This window comes from Exiguobacterium sp. GL_137 (assembly GCF_057834585.1).
This window is the reverse complement of record NZ_CM174406.1, coordinates 536,758-555,292: the sequence shown is the minus strand read 5'-3', so window position 1 is coordinate 555,292 and position 18,535 is coordinate 536,758. Positions and strand designations below refer to the sequence as shown.

General features: G+C 45.0%; 18 protein-coding genes and 1 tRNA gene. 9 read left to right on the top strand and 10 right to left on the bottom strand.

Annotated elements, in window-relative coordinates; all coding sequences use genetic code 11:
- Positions 1-216: 216 nt before the first annotated feature.
- A complete protein-coding gene (locus tag AC3IRK_RS02915; protein ID WP_131504267.1) occupies positions 217-624 on the top strand; it encodes a VOC family protein in 408 nt (135 codons plus the stop codon).
- A gap of 53 nt (positions 625-677) precedes the next feature.
- On the opposite strand, the gene AC3IRK_RS02910 is transcribed toward AC3IRK_RS02915, so the two are convergent.
- The 6 genes from AC3IRK_RS02910 to AC3IRK_RS02885 form a co-directional block, all read right to left on the bottom strand.
- Positions 678-1,190, bottom strand: a complete 513-nt coding sequence (locus tag AC3IRK_RS02910; RefSeq protein ID WP_131973643.1) for a type 1 glutamine amidotransferase domain-containing protein — start codon at positions 1,188-1,190, stop codon at positions 678-680.
- Positions 1,191-1,219: 29 nt separating this feature from the next.
- Entirely contained in the window at positions 1,220-1,390 is a 171-nt protein-coding gene (locus AC3IRK_RS02905; RefSeq protein ID WP_165871683.1) for a hypothetical protein, read from the bottom strand.
- 27 nt (positions 1,391-1,417) lie between these two features.
- A complete protein-coding gene (locus AC3IRK_RS02900) occupies positions 1,418-1,858 on the bottom strand; it encodes an Ohr family peroxiredoxin (protein ID WP_114596893.1) in 441 nt (146 codons plus the stop codon).
- 146 nt (positions 1,859-2,004) lie between these two features.
- Positions 2,005-3,369, bottom strand: a complete 1,365-nt coding sequence (locus AC3IRK_RS02895) for a hemolysin family protein (RefSeq protein ID WP_114596894.1) — start codon at positions 3,367-3,369, stop codon at positions 2,005-2,007.
- A 165-nt stretch (positions 3,370-3,534) separates the two neighbouring features.
- Positions 3,535-4,017 carry a DUF456 domain-containing protein gene (locus tag AC3IRK_RS02890; RefSeq protein WP_131973644.1) on the bottom strand — a complete coding sequence of 161 codons (483 nt, stop codon included), beginning with the start codon at positions 4,015-4,017 and terminating at the stop codon, positions 3,535-3,537.
- Positions 4,018-4,080: 63 nt separating this feature from the next.
- On the bottom strand, positions 4,081-5,286 hold the full coding sequence (locus AC3IRK_RS02885) for a DUF2254 domain-containing protein (protein ID WP_489170385.1): 1,206 nt from the start codon (positions 5,284-5,286) through the stop codon (positions 4,081-4,083).
- A gap of 194 nt (positions 5,287-5,480) precedes the next feature.
- Between AC3IRK_RS02885 and AC3IRK_RS02880 the strand changes: the two genes are divergently transcribed.
- Positions 5,481-6,965 (top strand): aldehyde dehydrogenase family protein, encoded by a 1,485-nt coding sequence (locus AC3IRK_RS02880; protein WP_131504271.1) that lies wholly within the window; start codon positions 5,481-5,483, stop codon positions 6,963-6,965.
- Between the two features lie 75 nt (positions 6,966-7,040).
- The gene (locus AC3IRK_RS02875) at positions 7,041-7,430 is read left to right on the top strand and encodes a tautomerase family protein (protein ID WP_131504272.1); all 390 of its coding nucleotides are present in this window, start codon (positions 7,041-7,043) and stop codon (positions 7,428-7,430) included.
- 68 nt (positions 7,431-7,498) lie between these two features.
- Here AC3IRK_RS02875 and yidD read toward each other — a convergent pair whose 3' ends face one another.
- Positions 7,499-7,765 (bottom strand): membrane protein insertion efficiency factor YidD, encoded by a 267-nt coding sequence (gene yidD / locus AC3IRK_RS02870; protein WP_131504273.1) that lies wholly within the window; start codon positions 7,763-7,765, stop codon positions 7,499-7,501.
- A gap of 105 nt (positions 7,766-7,870) precedes the next feature.
- On the opposite strand from yidD, the gene AC3IRK_RS02865 reads away from it, so the two are divergent.
- From AC3IRK_RS02865 to AC3IRK_RS02850, 4 genes are all read left to right on the top strand, one after another.
- Positions 7,871-8,836 (top strand): quinone oxidoreductase family protein, encoded by a 966-nt coding sequence (locus AC3IRK_RS02865; protein WP_188005156.1) that lies wholly within the window; start codon positions 7,871-7,873, stop codon positions 8,834-8,836.
- A gap of 190 nt (positions 8,837-9,026) precedes the next feature.
- The gene (locus AC3IRK_RS02860) at positions 9,027-11,468 is read left to right on the top strand and encodes a YhgE/Pip family protein (protein ID WP_489170384.1); all 2,442 of its coding nucleotides are present in this window, start codon (positions 9,027-9,029) and stop codon (positions 11,466-11,468) included.
- On the top strand, positions 11,455-12,015 hold the full coding sequence (locus AC3IRK_RS02855) for a TetR/AcrR family transcriptional regulator (protein ID WP_012369430.1): 561 nt from the start codon (positions 11,455-11,457) through the stop codon (positions 12,013-12,015). The genes AC3IRK_RS02860 and AC3IRK_RS02855 overlap by 14 nt, the downstream gene beginning before the upstream one ends.
- 78 nt (positions 12,016-12,093) lie before the next feature.
- On the top strand, positions 12,094-12,372 hold the full coding sequence (locus AC3IRK_RS02850) for a hypothetical protein (RefSeq protein ID WP_131973649.1): 279 nt from the start codon (positions 12,094-12,096) through the stop codon (positions 12,370-12,372).
- Between the two features lie 52 nt (positions 12,373-12,424).
- On the opposite strand, the gene AC3IRK_RS02845 is transcribed toward AC3IRK_RS02850, so the two are convergent.
- A complete protein-coding gene (locus AC3IRK_RS02845; RefSeq protein WP_426354741.1) occupies positions 12,425-13,159 on the bottom strand; it encodes a metallophosphoesterase family protein in 735 nt (244 codons plus the stop codon).
- A 337-nt stretch (positions 13,160-13,496) separates the two neighbouring features.
- On the opposite strand from AC3IRK_RS02845, the gene AC3IRK_RS02840 reads away from it, so the two are divergent.
- Positions 13,497-14,519 carry a PTS sugar transporter subunit IIC gene (locus AC3IRK_RS02840; RefSeq protein ID WP_041261459.1) on the top strand — a complete coding sequence of 341 codons (1,023 nt, stop codon included), beginning with the start codon at positions 13,497-13,499 and terminating at the stop codon, positions 14,517-14,519.
- Between the two features lie 92 nt (positions 14,520-14,611).
- Here AC3IRK_RS02840 and AC3IRK_RS02835 read toward each other — a convergent pair.
- Positions 14,612-14,684, bottom strand: a tRNA-Val gene (locus AC3IRK_RS02835).
- A 176-nt stretch (positions 14,685-14,860) separates the two neighbouring features.
- Here AC3IRK_RS02835 and AC3IRK_RS02830 point away from each other — a divergent pair.
- Complete coding sequence (locus tag AC3IRK_RS02830; RefSeq protein WP_188005153.1) at positions 14,861-17,974, top strand: efflux RND transporter permease subunit; 3,114 nt, start codon at positions 14,861-14,863, stop codon at positions 17,972-17,974.
- 42 nt (positions 17,975-18,016) lie between these two features.
- Here AC3IRK_RS02830 and AC3IRK_RS02825 read toward each other — a convergent pair whose 3' ends face one another.
- Complete coding sequence (locus tag AC3IRK_RS02825; protein ID WP_131973652.1) at positions 18,017-18,493, bottom strand: DUF456 domain-containing protein; 477 nt, start codon at positions 18,491-18,493, stop codon at positions 18,017-18,019.
- Positions 18,494-18,535 lie beyond the last annotated feature (42 nt).

Genomic DNA, 18,535 nt, shown 5'->3' with positions numbered 1-18,535 from the left:
CGAATGATGTTATTTAAATTTAATAATACTTTTTAAAAATTATAAGAACGTTTTTGATTATAGCATTCATTTTCCCTCTATTATATTTCAGTGAGATGTCATTTTTGATAAGTTCTCTTTTCGCCTTTATATAGATCCTTCAATCGAACCTTCTACATTGCGTGTTGGGAAAGAGTTTGACACACTATGACTATCGAAGTAAAGGAGGAACTGTTTATGCATTTGGACCATACTGGCATCGCTGTCCGGGATATGCAGGAAGCGATTACGTTCTATACGACTATCTTGGGAGGGACATTGATCCGTGAGTACAGTAATCCGACGCCCGGGGTTGCTTCTAATATTGCTGTCATTGAATTTGAAGATGCGCACATTGAGTTGTTGACTCCGACAAGTCCGGAAAGTCCGATTGCCCGTTTTTTAAAACAACGGGGAAAAGGTGTCCACCATATTGCTTATCGTGTGGATGATTTGGATCAAGCCATTAAAGAGGCAAAAGAACGGGGAATTACATTTTTAGAAGATACGTACCGCCAAACTCCGCTCGGCCGACGATTGATCTATATGGATCCCCGGCATTCGCATGGTGTCATTACCGAACTCTGTGATTATCCAGAGAACTAAAAATGAGCGTTCGCTGACCTAAGTCAACGAACGCTCATTTTTACTTTAAACAGTTATCCTAATTTTGCTAACATTTCGCGATTAAATGCCGGGATATCATCCGGTTGACGGCTTGACACGAAGTTGTCATCGACGACCACTTCATTGTCTTCATATGTCACACCCGCATTCTCTAAATCAATTCGAATGGATTTATATCCTGTCATTTTACGTCCCTTGACAATCTTTGCATTGATCATCAATTGTGGACCGTGACAGATGGAGAAGATTGGTTTTTTAGATGAATCAAACTCTTCCGTAAATGTAACGAAACGATCGTCTTCACGAAGTAAGTCCGGTGAAAAACCGCCCGGAATCAACAATGCATCAAAGTCTGAAGAAGAAGTTTCATCAATTGTTACATCGACTTTCACTTTTGCTTCTTCTTGTTTCCCGACTAATTCCGCACCTTTTTCTGTTCCGATGACTGTCACTTCATGACCCGCTTCTTTTAACGCATCGACAGGTCCGGTAAATTCTACATCTTCGAAATGATCTGCAAGCACAACTGCTACTTTTTTCCCCATTTCATTCATCCCCCAAATAAAAATTTATATTACTTATCAAGTCCTCGATCTCTTGGTGACACCGGATCATCCGGCATCTGATCTTTACCTTTTAAAACTTCTTTTTGCTGTTCGGGTGAAAGCTCAAGTTCCTTGTCTGTCAAACGTTTTCGTTCATCTTCAAACTTTTCGTTTGGTCGATCCGTTTCTTTTGGAGACATCTTACTTCCCTCCCTCTTCAGAACAAATCAGTTCTCTAAGGATTCTACTACTTTGACCGATAAATCAACATCAATGTTGCCGCGTGTTGCTTTTGAATACGGGCAGAATTGGTGTGTTTTTTCGAGTAAGTCTTTTGCTTCTTCTTCTGTTACGCCCACTACTTCAACAACAAGCTTAGCAGCAATTTTGACGCCGCCTGCTTCTTCGTCTTCGAGTAAGCTGACTTCGGAATTCGTACGTGTCTCGACACGTTTTTTATCTTGGCGGGCCATCAAGTTGAATGCCCCGTCAAAGCATGCAGCGTATCCTGCTGCGAATAATTGTTCTGGATTTGAAGTAGGAATATTTTCTTTGCCTTTCGTACCCGGCATCACAAGATCTAAATTGATTACGTTATCGTCAGAGGCGACCTTTCCATCGCGTCCCCCTACTGCAGTTGCACGTGAAGTAAGAATTGTTTTCGTCATGAATAAGAACCCCTTTATCCGCTAATTTTGGTAGCTTGTTTTGGCCACATAAACTGTATTACCACTGTCTGGAGAAGAATAAACAATCAAAGGTATTCTTTCTGACAAAAAAAGACCACACCGAAGTGTAGTCCTGTTCCTTACATTCAAACGATTTCTTCTGTAACGGGTTCTTTTTCCGGTAACTGCAAGTAAATTGATTTAACTTGATGGTTGTCGACTTCCATGACTTTGACCGTATGGTTTTTGTAACGGAATTCCTGACCACTCGATACTTCCGTATCCTGCGCCATGACCCAGCCACCAATCGTGTCAATATCTTCTTCTTCAATTCCAAGGTTAAAGCGTTCGTTTAAATCATCAATCAGAACTCGACCTGAAATCCGGTACAAGCGCTCATGAATCTGTTCAATATCTGCTTTTTCGTCTTTGTCAAACTCGTCCCGGATTTCACCGACGATTTCTTCGAGGATGTCTTCCATCGTGATGACACCGGCCGTTCCGCCGTATTCATCGATGACAAGCGCCATCGGTGTGCGTTCGACCTGCATCTTCAACATCGCATCCTGCAAGGGCGAGTATTCCGAGACAATTGGAAGGTTGTGTACATAATAGCTCAAGGCTTTCCCTTTGTTCGCCATATGATCCGTAAACAACTGCTTCGCGTTGATAAAACCTAAGATTTTATCTTTGTCGCCTTCTTCTGCAACCGGATATCGCGTGAATTGATACTCTTCGACAAGGGCGATGATATCTTCCATCGACGCATCGTTCGAAATCGTAATCAAGTCTGTTCGCGGAAGCATGATATCTTTCGCAATCCGCTCATCAAACGAAAAAATATTCTGCATATACGAAAGTTCTGTTTGATTGATTTCACCGCTCTTGTAGCTTTGCGTCATGATGATTTTGATTTCTTCTTCCGAGTGGGCATCTTCATGACCAACCGGTTCGACTCCAAACAAACGCAAGAAGACACGGGCAGATCCGTTCAGCAACCAAATGACAGGTTTCATGACTTTCCCGAACCAGTAAAGCGGCGGGGCAAGCAACATCGTAATGGCTTCTGTTTTTTGAATAGCCAGCGATTTAGGGGCAAGTTCTCCAAGGACGACGTGTAAAAATGTCACGACGGAAAAAGCTAACGTAAAGGAAACAACCGTCGAGACCGATTCCGGAAGCGCAATCTCCTTGAATACCATTGCAAGAATCGCACCGACCGTCGACTCCCCTAACCATCCCAATCCAAGGGCCGTCACGGTAATTCCAAGCTGACAGGCGGATAAATAATAATCCAGGTTGTCTAATAATTTCTTAGCCGTCTTCGCGGTTTTACTGCCTTCTGTGATCAATTGATCGATTCGGGACATTCTCATTTTGACAACTGAAAATTCTGCTGCGACAAAAAAAGCGGTCAACACAATTAATAGTGCAATAATCAAAAGCCGAATGATAATCGTTGTTGTATCGAATGTCTCCACTGCGTGTGTACTGTCCAATCGTTTCCCCAAACTAAGGGGATTCACCTCCATTTAAATTAAGCCGACAATCCTCTTATCGGTCTTCTCCATCAAAAAGAAGCTTGTTTTTAATGAACAAGCTTCTCTACTTTTTCATATTCATACTATAACGGAACTCTCGGAAAATGTGTACTTGCAGATAATCTTTCTTTTTCTTCACACGACGTACATGATGAATACGACAATCATTAATAACATCGCGATTCCTTTTAACAAGGCACTCGACAGGATTCCCAGTACGGTCCCGATTCCGATCGAAACAGAGTCTGACCACGTTTTTTTACTGATGATTTTTTCTGTTAAAATCGCAAAGACGAACGGAAAAATCAACAATCCGATACCCGGCAGGATGAAGGGACCGGCAATCAAGCCGACGGTCGTTGCAATTTTCGCAGCCTGCGAGCCTCCACGCCGGTCGACGGTATACGAACTGACCAGGTAATCCAGTGTAAACAACAAAATGATGAAAATGGCCTGAATGATCCAGAAACTGACGGTTAACTCAGTGAAGCCAAATCCAAATCCATAAATTAAAAATCCAATGACGAGTAAAGGTGCGCTTGGAATGACGGGATAAACCAGTCCTGCGAAAGCAGCTAAAAAACAAACTGCAATCAAACTCCATAATATGATGGTCATGCCAATCTCCTACTTTCTGCTGTTCTTTCTTCTTTTGATTACGTTAAAAAGCTTCGACTGGTTTCATGAAAGTGCCCTTTTTTGAGCCTGTTCCAAATGTTGACGGTCCCAGTCGTTTAATGCCGACCAGTCGACCTCCGAGCAGACAAACGGAATGAACCGGTCAATGCTCGCTCTGTGTTCCGGTAAAGCATTCCGTTTCATGATTTGAAGTGACTCAAGCATCGTCGAAAGGACTGAAATATCTTCTTCGCCGTAATGCCGAAGTTGATAAAACGTCAAATACAACAGTTCAGAAAACGCGAGCCGTTTGACGGTAACAGCCCCTTCCCCCTTCACCAGGAGATTGCCGTCCGGAAGCATCGTATACCGTCTGAACAAGTCACCGATTTGCTGCATCGCGTGACGTGCCGTATTCGGATCATTGATACCGGGTGAAATCGCCCGAAGTGCTACTTCTGACAGCTTTTGAATCACAAACGGAAAATCCTGTTCTGCGGAACGTGTCGGTCCGATGAGGATTCCCTGCTCTGCGTCCTCTTTTTCGGCACTGCCGATCCGTTGCCCTTGTGTGATGTAGCTTCCAATTGTCACATCAATCGTGACATGTCCGCCTGACTTCATCAATAATTCGTAATCAATTGCTTGTAAATAACCGGTTTGCACAGCGGTGAGATTAAACGGATAACTTGCCTGCTTGTCCGGAAACAATTGGTAGTGCCCTTCTTCTATCGCTTCAACGTGCTTGTCAATCAGCGTACGTCCTTCTTCATGTAAACGATCGAGTAAGGTCGTGACCCGAATCGATTGACTGACGATATGGACGAATGCGACAAACGCAACGATCGCAATCAAGACAACAATGACTGCGACGGCAGAGGCGACGACACTGTCTTTCAGCGATGGTCGCATGAAGAACAGCATAGTAATCGAATAAGTGACGGTTCCGATAAAAATCCCGAAAATGTGCTGGACTTGCCGATTTTCAATAAAGTTCGGTAAGGTGCGGGGTGAGAATTGTGAGGAATAGGTTGTCAGAACGACTAAAATGGTCGAGAACGTAAATGTCATCATCGTCAGTAATCCGGTAAAGACTGCGCTATGGATCGTTTGAGCTAAACCAAGCGTTGTTTTCCAACTGCTTGGAAACAGTTCTTTTGCATACAGATCAATCAGCAGGACGATCGCCGTCAATAGTGCGCCACCTACTCCATAAAGGAGCGGCCACCACCAGTTTGTTTCCCGGTAAACCAACCTCAACTTCTGCACATTTCATCCACTCCACTCTAATATATCGATATATTTTTTTAATTCCTGTTTCTTCATCTAGTAAAACGTCTTCTCCATATCTTTTTAAAATCCGCCGAGTCAATTCACTTTGTGAAAGTGTCGGTTTGTGTTTTACTTCTTCACATAACGTGAATAACTTAAGTGTTATCAAAACGAATTGGAGATGAAAAGTTATGCAACAGCATACTGAATCAACACTCAATACAGACTTCACTAAGATTTTTATTAACGGTCAGTGGCGCAAAGGCGCAAGTGACAGCAACATGACAAACACGAATCCTTTTACAGGCGAAACACTGTTTGAAATTTCGGCAGCTGATAACGACGATTTAGATGATGCCTATCAATCTGCTAAAATCGCTCAAAAAGAATGGGCGAAAGTGCCGGCACTTAAACGCCAGGCTTTAATCGAAGAATTCTTGAAAGTCATGTACGAAGAGAAAGAAACGATTGTCGAGTGGTTAATCAAAGAATCAGGCAGTACGCGCATCAAAGCAGAAGGTGAGTTTCTTGCATCTGTCCTAATCGTTAAAGAAGCTGCTACTTTCCCACTACGGATGCATGGCGAAATTCGTCCGTCTGTCGTACCGGGCAAAGAAAACCGAATTTACCGGAAGGCACTCGGTGTCATCGGTGTCATCAGCCCATGGAACTTCCCGTTCCACCTTGCCGTTCGTTCCATCGCAACAGCAATCGCAATCGGAAACGCTGTCGTCGTTAAACCGGCAACCGATACACCGGTCTCAGGTGGCTTGATTTTCGCCAGTTTATTTGAAAAAGCCGGCTTACCGAAAGGTGTCCTAAACGTCATCGTCGGTCGCGGATCAGAAATTGGCGACTCAATCGTCGAGCACCCGGTCCCACGCTTGATTTCGTTTACGGGTTCCACTGAAGTAGGTCGCCATATCGGCGAACTCGCAGGGAAACATTTGAAAAAGACAGCACTCGAACTCGGCGGAAACAACGTCTTCGTCGTACTTGACGACGCTGATCTTGATCGTGCCGTTGAATCAGCGGTTTACAGCAAATTCTACCACCAAGGTCAAATTTGTATGTCAACCAACCGTATCCTAGTTGCTCAATCGATTCACGATGAATTCGTTGAAAAATACGTCGCACGTGTAAAGGAACTTCAATTTGGTGATCCATCGAATGGACGTACGCAAGTCGGTCCATTGATTAACCAATCACAAGTCGATCGCATCATGGAAGAGATTGAAAAAACAAAAGCAGCAGGTGCAACAGTCCGCGTCGGTGGTGAAGCAGATGGAAACGTTATTGCTCCTACAGTCGTCACAGGCGTCACGAACGATATGCCGCTTGCTAAAAATGAAATCTTCGGACCAGTCGCTGTCATCATTCCGTTTAAAGATGACGCAGAAGCGCTTGAACTCGCGAACTCACTTCCTTACGGATTAAGTGGTGCTGTTCACGGTTCTTCAATTGAACGGGCAACAGAATTTGCACTTCAGGTTGAAACAGGCATGATCCACATCAATGACCAATCCGTCAACGATGAGCCGCATATGCCGTTTGGAGGCGAAAAAGACTCAGGTCTCGGTCGCTTCAACGGAGAATGGGTGCTTGAAGAATTCTCGACAGTCCAATGGTTGTCTGTCATGCACGAACGCCGTCAATACAAACCGTTTTTCGAATAAGATAAGTCGATCAAATGAAGTACAGGGCTCTCCTGTACTTCTACATATGGATGACAATTAGAAAGGAAGATAACTATGCCATTACTACGCTTTGATGTAATCGAAGGACGTTCGGATGAAGAACTGAAACTATTACTCGATACCGCACATGAGGCGATGCTTGAAGCCTTTGACGTGCCGGAACGAGATCGTTACCAAATCGTTCATACGCATAAAGCAAATGAAATGATCATCGAGGATACCGGACTCGGATTGACACGCTCCAATCAGGTCGTGGTCATCAGCGTGACCAGCAAAACACGGACAGAAGAGAAAAAACAAGCTCTCTACCGTTTGCTGGCTGAACGCTTGGAAGCGGCATGCGGACTCTCGCCAGACGATTTGATGATCTCGATCGTCGAGAATGATGCAGCAGACTGGAGTTTCGGACTAGGAAAAGCGCAATTTTTAACAGGTGATCTTTAAAACGATTTTCGCTTTTATAAAAAGGAGTCTGAACTCAAGTGTATGCCGAGTTCAGACTCCTTTTCCAATTATTTTTGCTGTTCTGCCGGATTTTCACGTTGTACCGGTGCCTTCCAGTCAAAGGTCTCCGGTACAAAATCAAGACCACCCGGATGAAACGGCTGACATCTCATCAATCGTCGGGTCGTTAAATAGCCGCCTTTAATGGCGCCATGTTTTTCGATTGCTTCTTTGCCGTAATGAGAACACGTCGGATAAAATCGGCACGTCGCCGGTTTCATCGGTGAAATCACTTTCTGATAAAAGTGAATACCGCCAAGCATGATTTTTTTCATTTTTCCCCACCTTCTTTTCCTAACTGTAACGCATATCAAAAGGATTTTCTGTTTGAGTGAATTATACTACTTCTATCTAACAACTACTAAAAAGGAAGTGTATCTATGCAGGCTCTTACGTTTTGCTCCTTCGGAGATTCCAGTGTCCTGACTTATCAAGAACATCCAACGCCTGAACTTCGACCGAATGAAGTATTGATTGAGATGAAAGCCATCGGTTTGAATTTTGCCGACATCTACCGTCGCAAAGGAAATTATCATTTAGAGGGAACGCCACCCTATCTGTTAGGGTATGAAGGGGCAGGTATCATTACCAGGCTCGGAGACGCTGTATCGGATTTACAGGTCGGTCAACGGGTCGCCTTTGCTGACGCCCCAAATGCTAACGCCGAGTTCGTCGCTGCACCTGTCGATCAGGTGATTCCCTTACCGGATTTTGTTTCGTATGAAACGGCAGCCGCTGTCCTGCTACAAGGTTTGACTGCCCACTATTTGACACGGGACAGCTATGCGATCCGACCGAAAGATTTAGTGTTGATCCATGCAGCAGCCGGTGGCGTTGGTCAATTGTTGACACAGATCGTCCGATTACACGGAGCCATTCCCATCGGCTTGACGTCATCGGCGAAAAAAGCAGACATCGCCAAACAAGTGGGATCTGAACATGTTTTCTTATATTCGGACGACTGGGTCGAACAGATTTTAACATTGACCGATCAGCGCGGTGTCGACGTTGTCTATGAATCGGTCGGCTCGACGTTGATGAACAGTTTTCAAGTGACGAAAACACACGGGACAGTCGTCTTTTACGGCATGGCCGGTGGTGATCCGGTTTCTGTCGATCCACGGTTCCTGATGGATACTTCGAAAACACTGACCGGTGGTGACTTATGGAACGTTCTGACGACGCGAGAGGAACGTCTTCGTCGTGCCGGTGAACTGTTCAGCTGGTTGGAATCCGGTCAACTGCAAATCGCCTCTCCGACTACCTTCTCCCTCTCGGACGGACAACGGGCTCATGATTATTTGGAAAACCGTCAGAGCACCGGAAAAATTTTATTAATCCCTTAATCTGAAATGCACCCTTCCTTCATTGGTTGGGTGTTTTTTCGTCTGGAATGATTACAAAAGAGAAACAATTCTTTTTATCAGCAATTCATCGACTTAAGTAGTTGCTTTCCTTCATAAAAAGGCGTAAAGTAAATTTCATCAAAACCAGAAACTTAAATTAGTTTTTAGTTTCAAGAAGGAGATTTGATTTATGTTTCGCTCAGAATGGAAAAAACTAAAAAGCCCGATGATGATCATCGTGATTCTTGCACTTATCCTCGTCCCGTTTCTTTACAACTCGATTTTTTTATCTGCTTTTTGGGATCCGTATGGTAAGACAGAAAACATCAAGGTCGCAGTCGTCAATGAAGACAAGGCGACGAAGTTCGAAGGAGAAAAAATTGATATCGGAGATCAGTTCGTCAAAAAACTGAAAAAAAATGATGACTTTGACTGGCAGTATCTCTCACGCAAAGATGCGGCTAAAAAGCTTCGCGCCGGTGATATTTACATGACAGTCGTCATCCCGAAGAAGTTTTCTCATAATGCGACTACTTTACTCGACGATCACCCGAAAAAAATTGAGTTGGAGTATTATCTGAATCCAGCCAAAAACTATTCCGGTACGCAGATTTCCAGCGCTGCCGCTAAGCAATTGAACGAAAAAATCCGGAAATCCGTCACGAAACAATACAGCAGTGCGATTTTCGGATCCCTTAAAAAAATTGCCAAAGGACTAGAAGATGCATCCGAAGGTTCCGCTAAACTCGAAGATGGCGCGAAGAAAACAACCGACGGCGCTAAAACACTGACGACGAATCTCAGTAAACTAACAAGTGGTACAAACGATCTGTCAACGAACTTAACGAAAGCCGCAGACGGTTCCGTTCAGCTTACAAGCGGTCTGAACACCTTAAGTGGTGGAACACAAACACTGGCTGAGAAATCCGGTGAGTTATCGAGCGGTCTGAACCAACTCGATGACAATAGCGGAAAGTTAATGAAAGGTTCAGCCGATTTACAGGCCGGATCAACGAAACTTCGCCAAGGTCTCGAAAGTTCGTCTGCCGGATCGACGAAACTTCGTCAAGGTCTCGAGAGTTCAGCTGCCGGATCGACGGAACTCCGTCAAGGTCTTGAAACTGCTTCGGCCGGTGCGTCGAAGCTCGACAAAAACCTGCCGGAGTTCACAGCCGGTCTCGATCAACTGAACGTCCGGGCTCAAGAAGCCAATGCCTCGCTGGTAGCAGTCAACGATGCGGCGGATACGTTAAAACAAGAGTTAAGTACTCGTCGTGAAGCACTTGAAGCAAACGTCGCGAGTATCAAGGCAGTCATTGCTTCATCTGAAACTTTGACGGAAGAAGAAAAAGGTGCTTTGCTTCAATCCATCGCAACGATGGAACAAAACGTTCAAAATTTAGCACAGCAAGAATCGACACTTGATGCAAGCCTCGCTAAAGCGAATGATGCAACAGAAAAAATCAATCAGCTTGCGGTTGGTGGTCAAAGTATTGCTTCTGCTGTCTCGCAACTCGATGGTGGGCTAGCACAACTGCTTGACGGTTCAAAACGATTGGAACAAGGACAAACCCAACTACTTGCCGGCTCTAAACAACTGGAGCAGGGACAAGCACAATTACTGACCGGCGCCAAGAGCATGGAACAAGGACAAGGCACGCTCACGCAAGGTTTGACAGCCTATACAGACGGCGTGCATAAAGCAGCTGTCGGAAGCACCCAATTAACGGCTGGTGCACAACAGCTCGCAACCGGCGCTAATGATGCCAGCACAGCATCCGGTCAATTGACTTCAGGACTCGGCCAACTGTCAGACGGTGCCGTTGCCATTTCAGATGGTGCCGGTCAACTGACGGACGGCGCGTCACGTCTAGCAGACGGTAACTCAAAACTTGCCGATGGTGCCAACACGCTGAAAACGGAACTGGGTAAAGGAGCAAAAGATGCTACTATCAAACCATCGAATGCCCGGGACAACATGCTCGCTGAGCCGGTCATCCTAAAAGAACATGATTATTCGACGGTCAACAACTACGGATCCGGTCTTGCGGCTTACATCCTCAGCATCGCCTTATTTGCCGGTGCCTTGATGTTCTCTTCCGTTTACCAGATCCGTCCTGAACATGGTGAGACATTAACATGGCGGTTCCTCGTCGGAAAACTGTCCATCATCTTACCGATTGGTGCCTTACAAGGGATTGCGGCTTCCGTCGCCATCGTCTATGTTCTCGATGCCGATGTTGCAAGCACCCCTGCGCTGTATGGTTTCGCCGCCTTAACCGGGATGACGTTCATCACACTACTCTTTACGTTAACAATGCTCTTCGGTCGTGTCGGACAGTTCAGTGCCTTCTTACTTCTGCTGCTTCAAATCGGCGGCAGCGGCGGTACGTTCCCGGTCGAAATGACTCCAAGCTTCTTCCAAACGATTCACCGCTTCCTGCCGATGACGTATTCGGTCACAGGTTTCCGTGAGGCACTTGGAATCGGAGTTACCGATACACTCATCACAAACGGTCAGATTCTTGGTTTGATTCTGTTTTCTGCTCTCGCTATCAGCTTCGCTGGTGCATTAGGTGGAAAACGCATCTTACTCTCAACGAAAGCGAGAAAACGCCATGACACTGTCTGATAAAGAACATCTCATTTTAGATGCAGCGATGGCCTGCTTTTCGGAACTCGGATATAAAGGAACGACTATCGAACGGGTTGCCAAACGGGCTCATGTCGGAAAACCAACCGTCTATCAATTGTTTGAAAGTAAACTTGATTTGTTTGAATCCCTCGTCACACGGGTGTTGCAGGAGATGAAGGCAGAAGCGGAAAACGCCTATACGACAACGGCTTCGGTCGAAGAAAATAAACAGGCGATGATTGATGCCATTGTCAATCATCAACAGCAGCATTTGTTTATCTTACAAATCACACAGGAAACCCAGACATTGAAACTTCAGGAGATGTCGGAGCTACGGATTCGAATCGAGCAGCATATCGTCGAATATATAAAGAATCTGCTTGAGACACGGTTGGAACTTGAAAAACGTTCTCCGGCAGTTCCGGTCGAAGTAACTGCGTTCTTACTGTTCAAGACGTATATTGCCTTGATTTCTGAATGGCCGCTGATTGGGAAACCGCTTGATTTAAAAACAATCAGTCAAGCGATGTTAAAATTGTTATAATGAAAACAGCCTCTCCATAAATTGAGAGGCTGTTTTTGCGTTATCGATTCTTACTCGTACCTGAATGGAGTGTTTTATTTGTCCCAGCTTTTACTGTCCAATTTTCTTTTCACGTTAGCTTTGCTGGTCTACGTCATTGTATCGCTCGTTGATATGTGGAAATCGTACACCCGCACCAGTTCCAAAACAGACTTTCTGTTTTTTATCCTGACGTTAATCACGATGTTCGTCGGATTTCTTTTATCCCCGTTCCTGTCGCTCGCTTTTCAGTGGAAACGAAGCCGGGCGAAGCGGATCATCGGGATTTTACTCATTGCCGTCCCTTTAGGTCTTTCTCTTTTAAGCCGCTTTTTATAAAAACATCGTTTTTCACTAAATGATCTGTACTTTTATAGCCGGATCGTTTTTTTCATGTTCTTCCTCCCAAAAAAAGTTTACGCAACAGTTCTTTTTCCGGCATCGGTGCCGCATTAAATGCTTCTAAGTACGGGCGGTCATCATACTTCACTTCAATGACATTCACCTTCCATTCTCCGCTGTTCTGTTCGACTAAGGCGAATGGTGCCACAGCTTCCGGCTGACAGCCGAGCGCCCCCGGGTTTAAGTACGTCACGCCCTCTGCCCGGATTACTTGTTTCGGATGATGGTGTCCAAAACAAATCAGGCTCGCCTGGTGTCCTTTAAACAGATTCGGCAAGGATTGTTCTGTTCCGTCAACCGCTTCCGCCAATGGTTCCTCTCCGATTGGTTTCTGTTCATCTAGATATGCATAATGTGTAAACAATGCTTCCTGTTCCGAAAATGTTTTTCGGACGGTTCTTGGGAGCTGCTCCAAAAAACGTTGATTATCCGGTGTTAACTGGTCGGCAATCCATTGATGATGGTTTTTCGCATGACGGTAACTATCAGGATATTTTTGACCGTGTATCAACGCCAGGACATTTTCGTCATGATTTCCGCTGATGGTCGTCATTTGTGGTATCGATCGTACAATTTCGATGACTTCATTCGTTTGTGGTCCGATACCAATCAAATCTCCGAGACAGAAAATTTCTGAGACATCTGTTTCTTCCGTTATTCTTTTTAAAACTGCTTTAAGTGCCGTTGCATTGCCGTGAATATCCGTAATGACTGCAAATTTCATGAAACCGCCTCCAATGTTCATCTTATGCCATTCTTACCTTTCCCCTGATTTTAAGTTCAAAAATCATGAAAAATAAATTGTCAGAAAATATTGATTATTCATCTTACTCATGTTAGACTTAGAAAAATTCGTTGAGAGGGGAATCACTTTATGTATGTACACCAACTTGCTGGCCGACTGATTATTCTATGCTCGAGGGACTGAAACCTTTTCCGCTGATTTTCGGAATTGATTTTGGGCCCTCCTTTCGATGCATCGAATGAGGCGCCCGCAGGAATAATGGCGCCTATCCGATACCGGATAGGTTTTTTTAATGGCAAAACGAAATAGAGAGAGGATGAGTGAGTTGAAAGAATATGCGATGGATCGAATGGTGAAAGTATCTGCCGGGATGGCAAATGCAGTGTTAGTGACGTTAGGAGTAGGATTATTGATTGAGACGTTCGGAAACCTCTTACATATTGAAATGTTACTGACAATCGGCGGAGTCGCCAAAGTCTTACTCGCCCCCGCACTCGGAGCCGGCATTGCTTATCAGCTTGGCGGAAACACATTAGTCTTATTCAGTGCAATGATTGCTGCTACGATTGGCGGTGCCGCACTTCAGCCGACGGATGCCGGTCTTGTCCTCGTACCGGGGCAACCAATCAGTGCGTTACTCGCAGCTGCTGTGGCCGTCTTCGTCGGAAAACGAATGACAGGGAAAACAAAATTCGACATGATGGTCATCCCGGTCAGTGCTGTTCTCGCCGGCGGTTTTACAGGTCTTGGTGCCGCTGCCGTCACAACACCTCTCCTCACACGATTCAGCGCAATGGTTACTGCGTCCGTCGAGTCTTCACCGATTGCGACATCACTTGTTATTGCTCTTATCTTTAGTGTCTTATTGATGTCACCCGCTTCATCGGCTGCACTCGCAATCGCCCTTCAACTCGACCCGGTCGCCAGTGCCGCTGCTTTAATCGGTTGTTCGGCTCAGTTTGTCGGCTTTACATTGATGGCATATCGTCAAACGGATCCCGGCGGTTTGATCGCTTCGTTCTTCGTCACACCAAAGGTTCAGTTTCCGAATATCGTTAAAAATCCGCGCCTTGTCGTCGCACCCTTCCTGGCCGCGATGATTTCCGCACCCATCGCCACACTTGTTCTTTCACTTGAAGTTCCTTATGAACTTGCGGGTCTCGGATTAAATTCAATGATTGCCCCACTCAACATCTTCGTTAATCAGGGTTTTAATGCGTTCCTGATCTTTTTTGCAACCGGCGTCGTCCTTCCCGGTGTCTTGACGCTCGTCTTTTACCGCATGACGACGATGGCCGGTTGGACAAAGATGGGCGACCTTCGATTAGAAATTCAATAAGTGCTCACGTTGCTGTTCCCTCATATAATGAAGGAACAGCTTTTTTATACGAAAAAACTCCCGTTCATCGTGTGATGAACGGGAGTTCGGTATGATTCTGACTGGGCTCGAACCAGCGACCTCTACCCTGTCAAGGTAGCGCTCTCCCAGCTGAGCTACAGAATCATGATCGTGTGTCCTGGGTATATGTTTATTATAGCAACATATTGAAAACTGTAAAGACTTTTCTCTGATTTTTTCATTATATTTTTTTCTTTCTGCTCTACAGTTCAAAGTTGCAGGGTTTCGTTTCGTCCTCTACTATGTAAATAAGCACATATAAAATAAAGGAGGGGTAACTGTTGAATTTTTTAACAAGGTTTAGTTTAAAGAACTCTGTCGCTGTATTTATTATTGCCATTTTATTAGTTTTGGGCGGCGTATATTCGTTTTCTCAGCTTAAAGTGGATCAGTTTCCTGAAATTGAATTTCCTCAAATTTCAGTAGAAGCTGTGTATCCGGGCGCATCTCCGGATGATGTCGATAAACAGGTCGTCTCAAAACTCGAGACAGCATTGAAAGGAATCGAGGGCTCGACAAAAATCACGAGCTCTGCTTATGAAAGTATCGGGATCATCAATATCGAATTCCCATTTGATACCGATATGGACAAGGTCGAACAACAAATCGATGCTGCGATCCAGGATGCTAACCTTCCGGAAGAAGCAACAACGAAGTTGAACCGCTTCTCATTTGGATCGTTCCCGATCTACAACATTTCCTTCTTTAGTAAAGACGGAAAAGAGATTGAGTCCCTTCTAAAAAATGAAATCGAACCGGAACTGAATAAAATTCCGGGCATCAACAGTGTATCGGTTGGTGGCTACAAAGATGACTTGGTCCAAATTACTGTCGACAATAAAAAAGCGACAGCTGCCGGTTTATCTTTATCAAGCATTAAAGAACAAATCAATGCCAAGTATGTTTCCTTCCCGTCTGGTCAACTCGCAGAAGGTGATTCGAAGATTCCAATCCGTGTCGAAGAAAAACTGGAAAACTTGGATAAACTAAAAAATCTCCAACTCACGTCAAATGTTGTTTCAGGCGCTGCTTCCGGCAACCAGGGTCAACCTGCTCAATCAGGACCTCCCGCTGGTGCAACAGGTGCTACCGGTGTTCCGGCAGAAGAAACGCAACCAGCTGAACCGGTTCGTCTTTCAGACATTGCTACCATTGAAGCCGTCTCGAAGCAAAGTGAAAAAACACGTTATGATTTAAAAGATTCTCTCTCGATGGCCATCACAAAAAAACAAGACGCCAATACGGTTGAAATCGCTGACGGCGTCACAAAAATCTTAAACAAATATGATGACCAAATTGATTATACGATTGGCATTGATTCTGCGAAAGATATCGAAGAATCCGTCGCTACGCTTGTCAAAGAAGGATTACTCGGTGCCCTGTTCGCTTCACTGGCTGTCCTTCTGTTCCTAAGGAATATCCGGGCGACGATCATCGCAATCGTCTCGATTCCGCTGTCACTCTTGATTGCGGCCATCTTCTTGAACTGGCAGGATATTTCATTAAATATCATGACACTCGGTGGTATGGCAGTGGCTGTCGGTCGGGTTGTCGATGACAGTATCGTCGTCATTGAAAACATTTTCCGGCGGGTCCGTAAATCAGATGGCGGTATGACAAATGAAATCATCGAACAATCAACGAAAGAGATTTTAAAAGCTATCACGTCTTCGACGCTTACGACCGTCGTCGTCTTCTTGCCGATCGGCTTTGTCGGCGGTATCACAGGTAAATTCTTCTTACCGTTCGCGTTGACCATCATCTTCTCATTACTCGCTTCCCTGCTTGTCGCGATTACGATTGTACCGATCTTAGCGAAATTCGCCTTTAAAAAGGTACCAGCGGAAGAAAAAGAAGGTGTCTTACAACGTTGGTACGGCAAACTGATTGAAAAATCATTGTCACATAAAGCGATCATCTTAGTCGTTTCCTTCTTGTTACTCGGTGGTTCGCTTGCGATCGTACCGCAACTCGGCTTTACGTTCATTCCGAATGAAGCTTCAAAAACATTAACCGCTTCACTCGAACTTCCTGCTGCAACATCGCTTGAGAAAACGAGTGATGTTTCGCTCAACATGGAAAAAATGTTCGATCAGGAAAACGCCATTGCTGATGTCACGACATCCGTCGGAGCACGTGACTTCACGACCGGGTTACGACTCGATAACAAAGCCAGCTACTTCTTGAACTTAAAAGATGGAGCAGATGTCGAAAAAACGATCAAATCCCTTGAAACCAAAATGGATGATATCGCAAAAGAAGATGGTGTCGACGTCAAAATCAGCGTTGCCGAGTTGTCGACAGGGGGTCCACCATCCAATAATAATGTGGATGTTGATTTGTTCTCGACTGATTTAGAAGCGCTCCAAAAAGCAGCTAAACTGGTGGAAGACAATATGAACAAAAACAACGATTTGAAATATGTTACGAATAACTTTAGCGAGAAACAAAAACAATTCCTCGTTGAAATTGATTCTGAAAAAGCCAGTGATCGTGGTTTATCCGGCTTCCAGATTCTTGGTACGGTCAACGACCAAACTAAACCGGTCACGGTCGGTACACTGAATCTCGATGACAAAGATCAGGACGTTCAATTGTCTTACAAGGAAGACTTAACGTCGAAAGCAGATCTTGAAAATGTCCAACTCTTCTCGGCTGCCGGTCCTGTCGCCTTAAAAGATGTCGCAACCGTCAATGAAGTCGATACGTTCACATCGATTCAAAAGCTGGACGGTAAAGTCTACGCTCGCGTTTCGGGTCAAGTCAAAGGCGATAACGTCCAAACGGTCTCAAGTGACGTCAAAGCTGCTGTCGAAAAAATCGATTTGCCGGACGGCGTTTCCTTAACAAGTGGCGGCGGAAATGATGACACGGTTGAAATCTTCCAATCTCTTGGAATCGCCATCGTCGTTGCCATCGGTCTCGTCTACTTGACGATGTTAATCACGTTCGGAAAAGCACGGATTCCGTTCATCATCTTATCATCGCTCATCTTCGTTCCGATCGGTTCGCTCGTTACGCTGTTCCTAGCTAACGAACCATTGTCTGTCAGTGTCATGATCGGATTCCTCATGTTGATCGGAATCGTCACGACCAACGCGATTGTGCTTGTTGACCGGATTGGTCAGAATATCACACGTGGACTTCCGATTCGGGAATCTTTGATTGAAGCCGGTAAGACACGACTTCGTCCAATCCTGATGACGGCATTCGCTACTATCATGGCGCTTGTCCCGCTCGCGCTGACAACGTCATCCGGTACCCTGATTTCAAAGGGTCTCGCCTTGACTGTCATCGGTGGATTGACGACGTCAACACTCTTGACGCTCATCATCGTCCCGGTCGTCTACGAACTCTTCTTCTTCAAAAAAGTAAAAAAAGAACGTCAATCTTAACCTAAAAAATCCTCCCCTCTTGATGAGGGAAGGATTTTTTGATTATTTTTCGAGCAATTCATCTGTCCGATCAATCGTTCCATTATGTTTCGCGACCAGTCCATCCAGTACGGATGGTTCGAATTCTTCCCCGATTGCAATGATTCCCGTCTTGCCGGGTGGAATCACACCAAGTGTCCGTTTGAATGTTTCTTGAACAGCTTGATTCTCTTTTAAGTCTTTCGATCCGCCAATCAGCATCCCGGTCATCGAACCTAATAAAATACCGAACGGTCCCCCGAGAATCCCGACTGCCATACCGATTAAAGAACCTTTAAAGGCTTTGTTGGAACCGCTCAAGTCGACGGCATCTTCAAAGGAAAAGGCTCCGCTTGCATTTCGTTTAATGACAGCGATCTGTTCAAAATCGACTTGACCATTCGCATGGTATTTCTTTAATTCACTGAATACCTGATACGAGGTCGCTTCTTCTTCAAATGTAAAGGTCATGATATGGTGCTTATCTTCTTTTTTCGCCACAACTTTCCCCCTCTTTCGAAAAAGACAGACTGCTGCTGACGA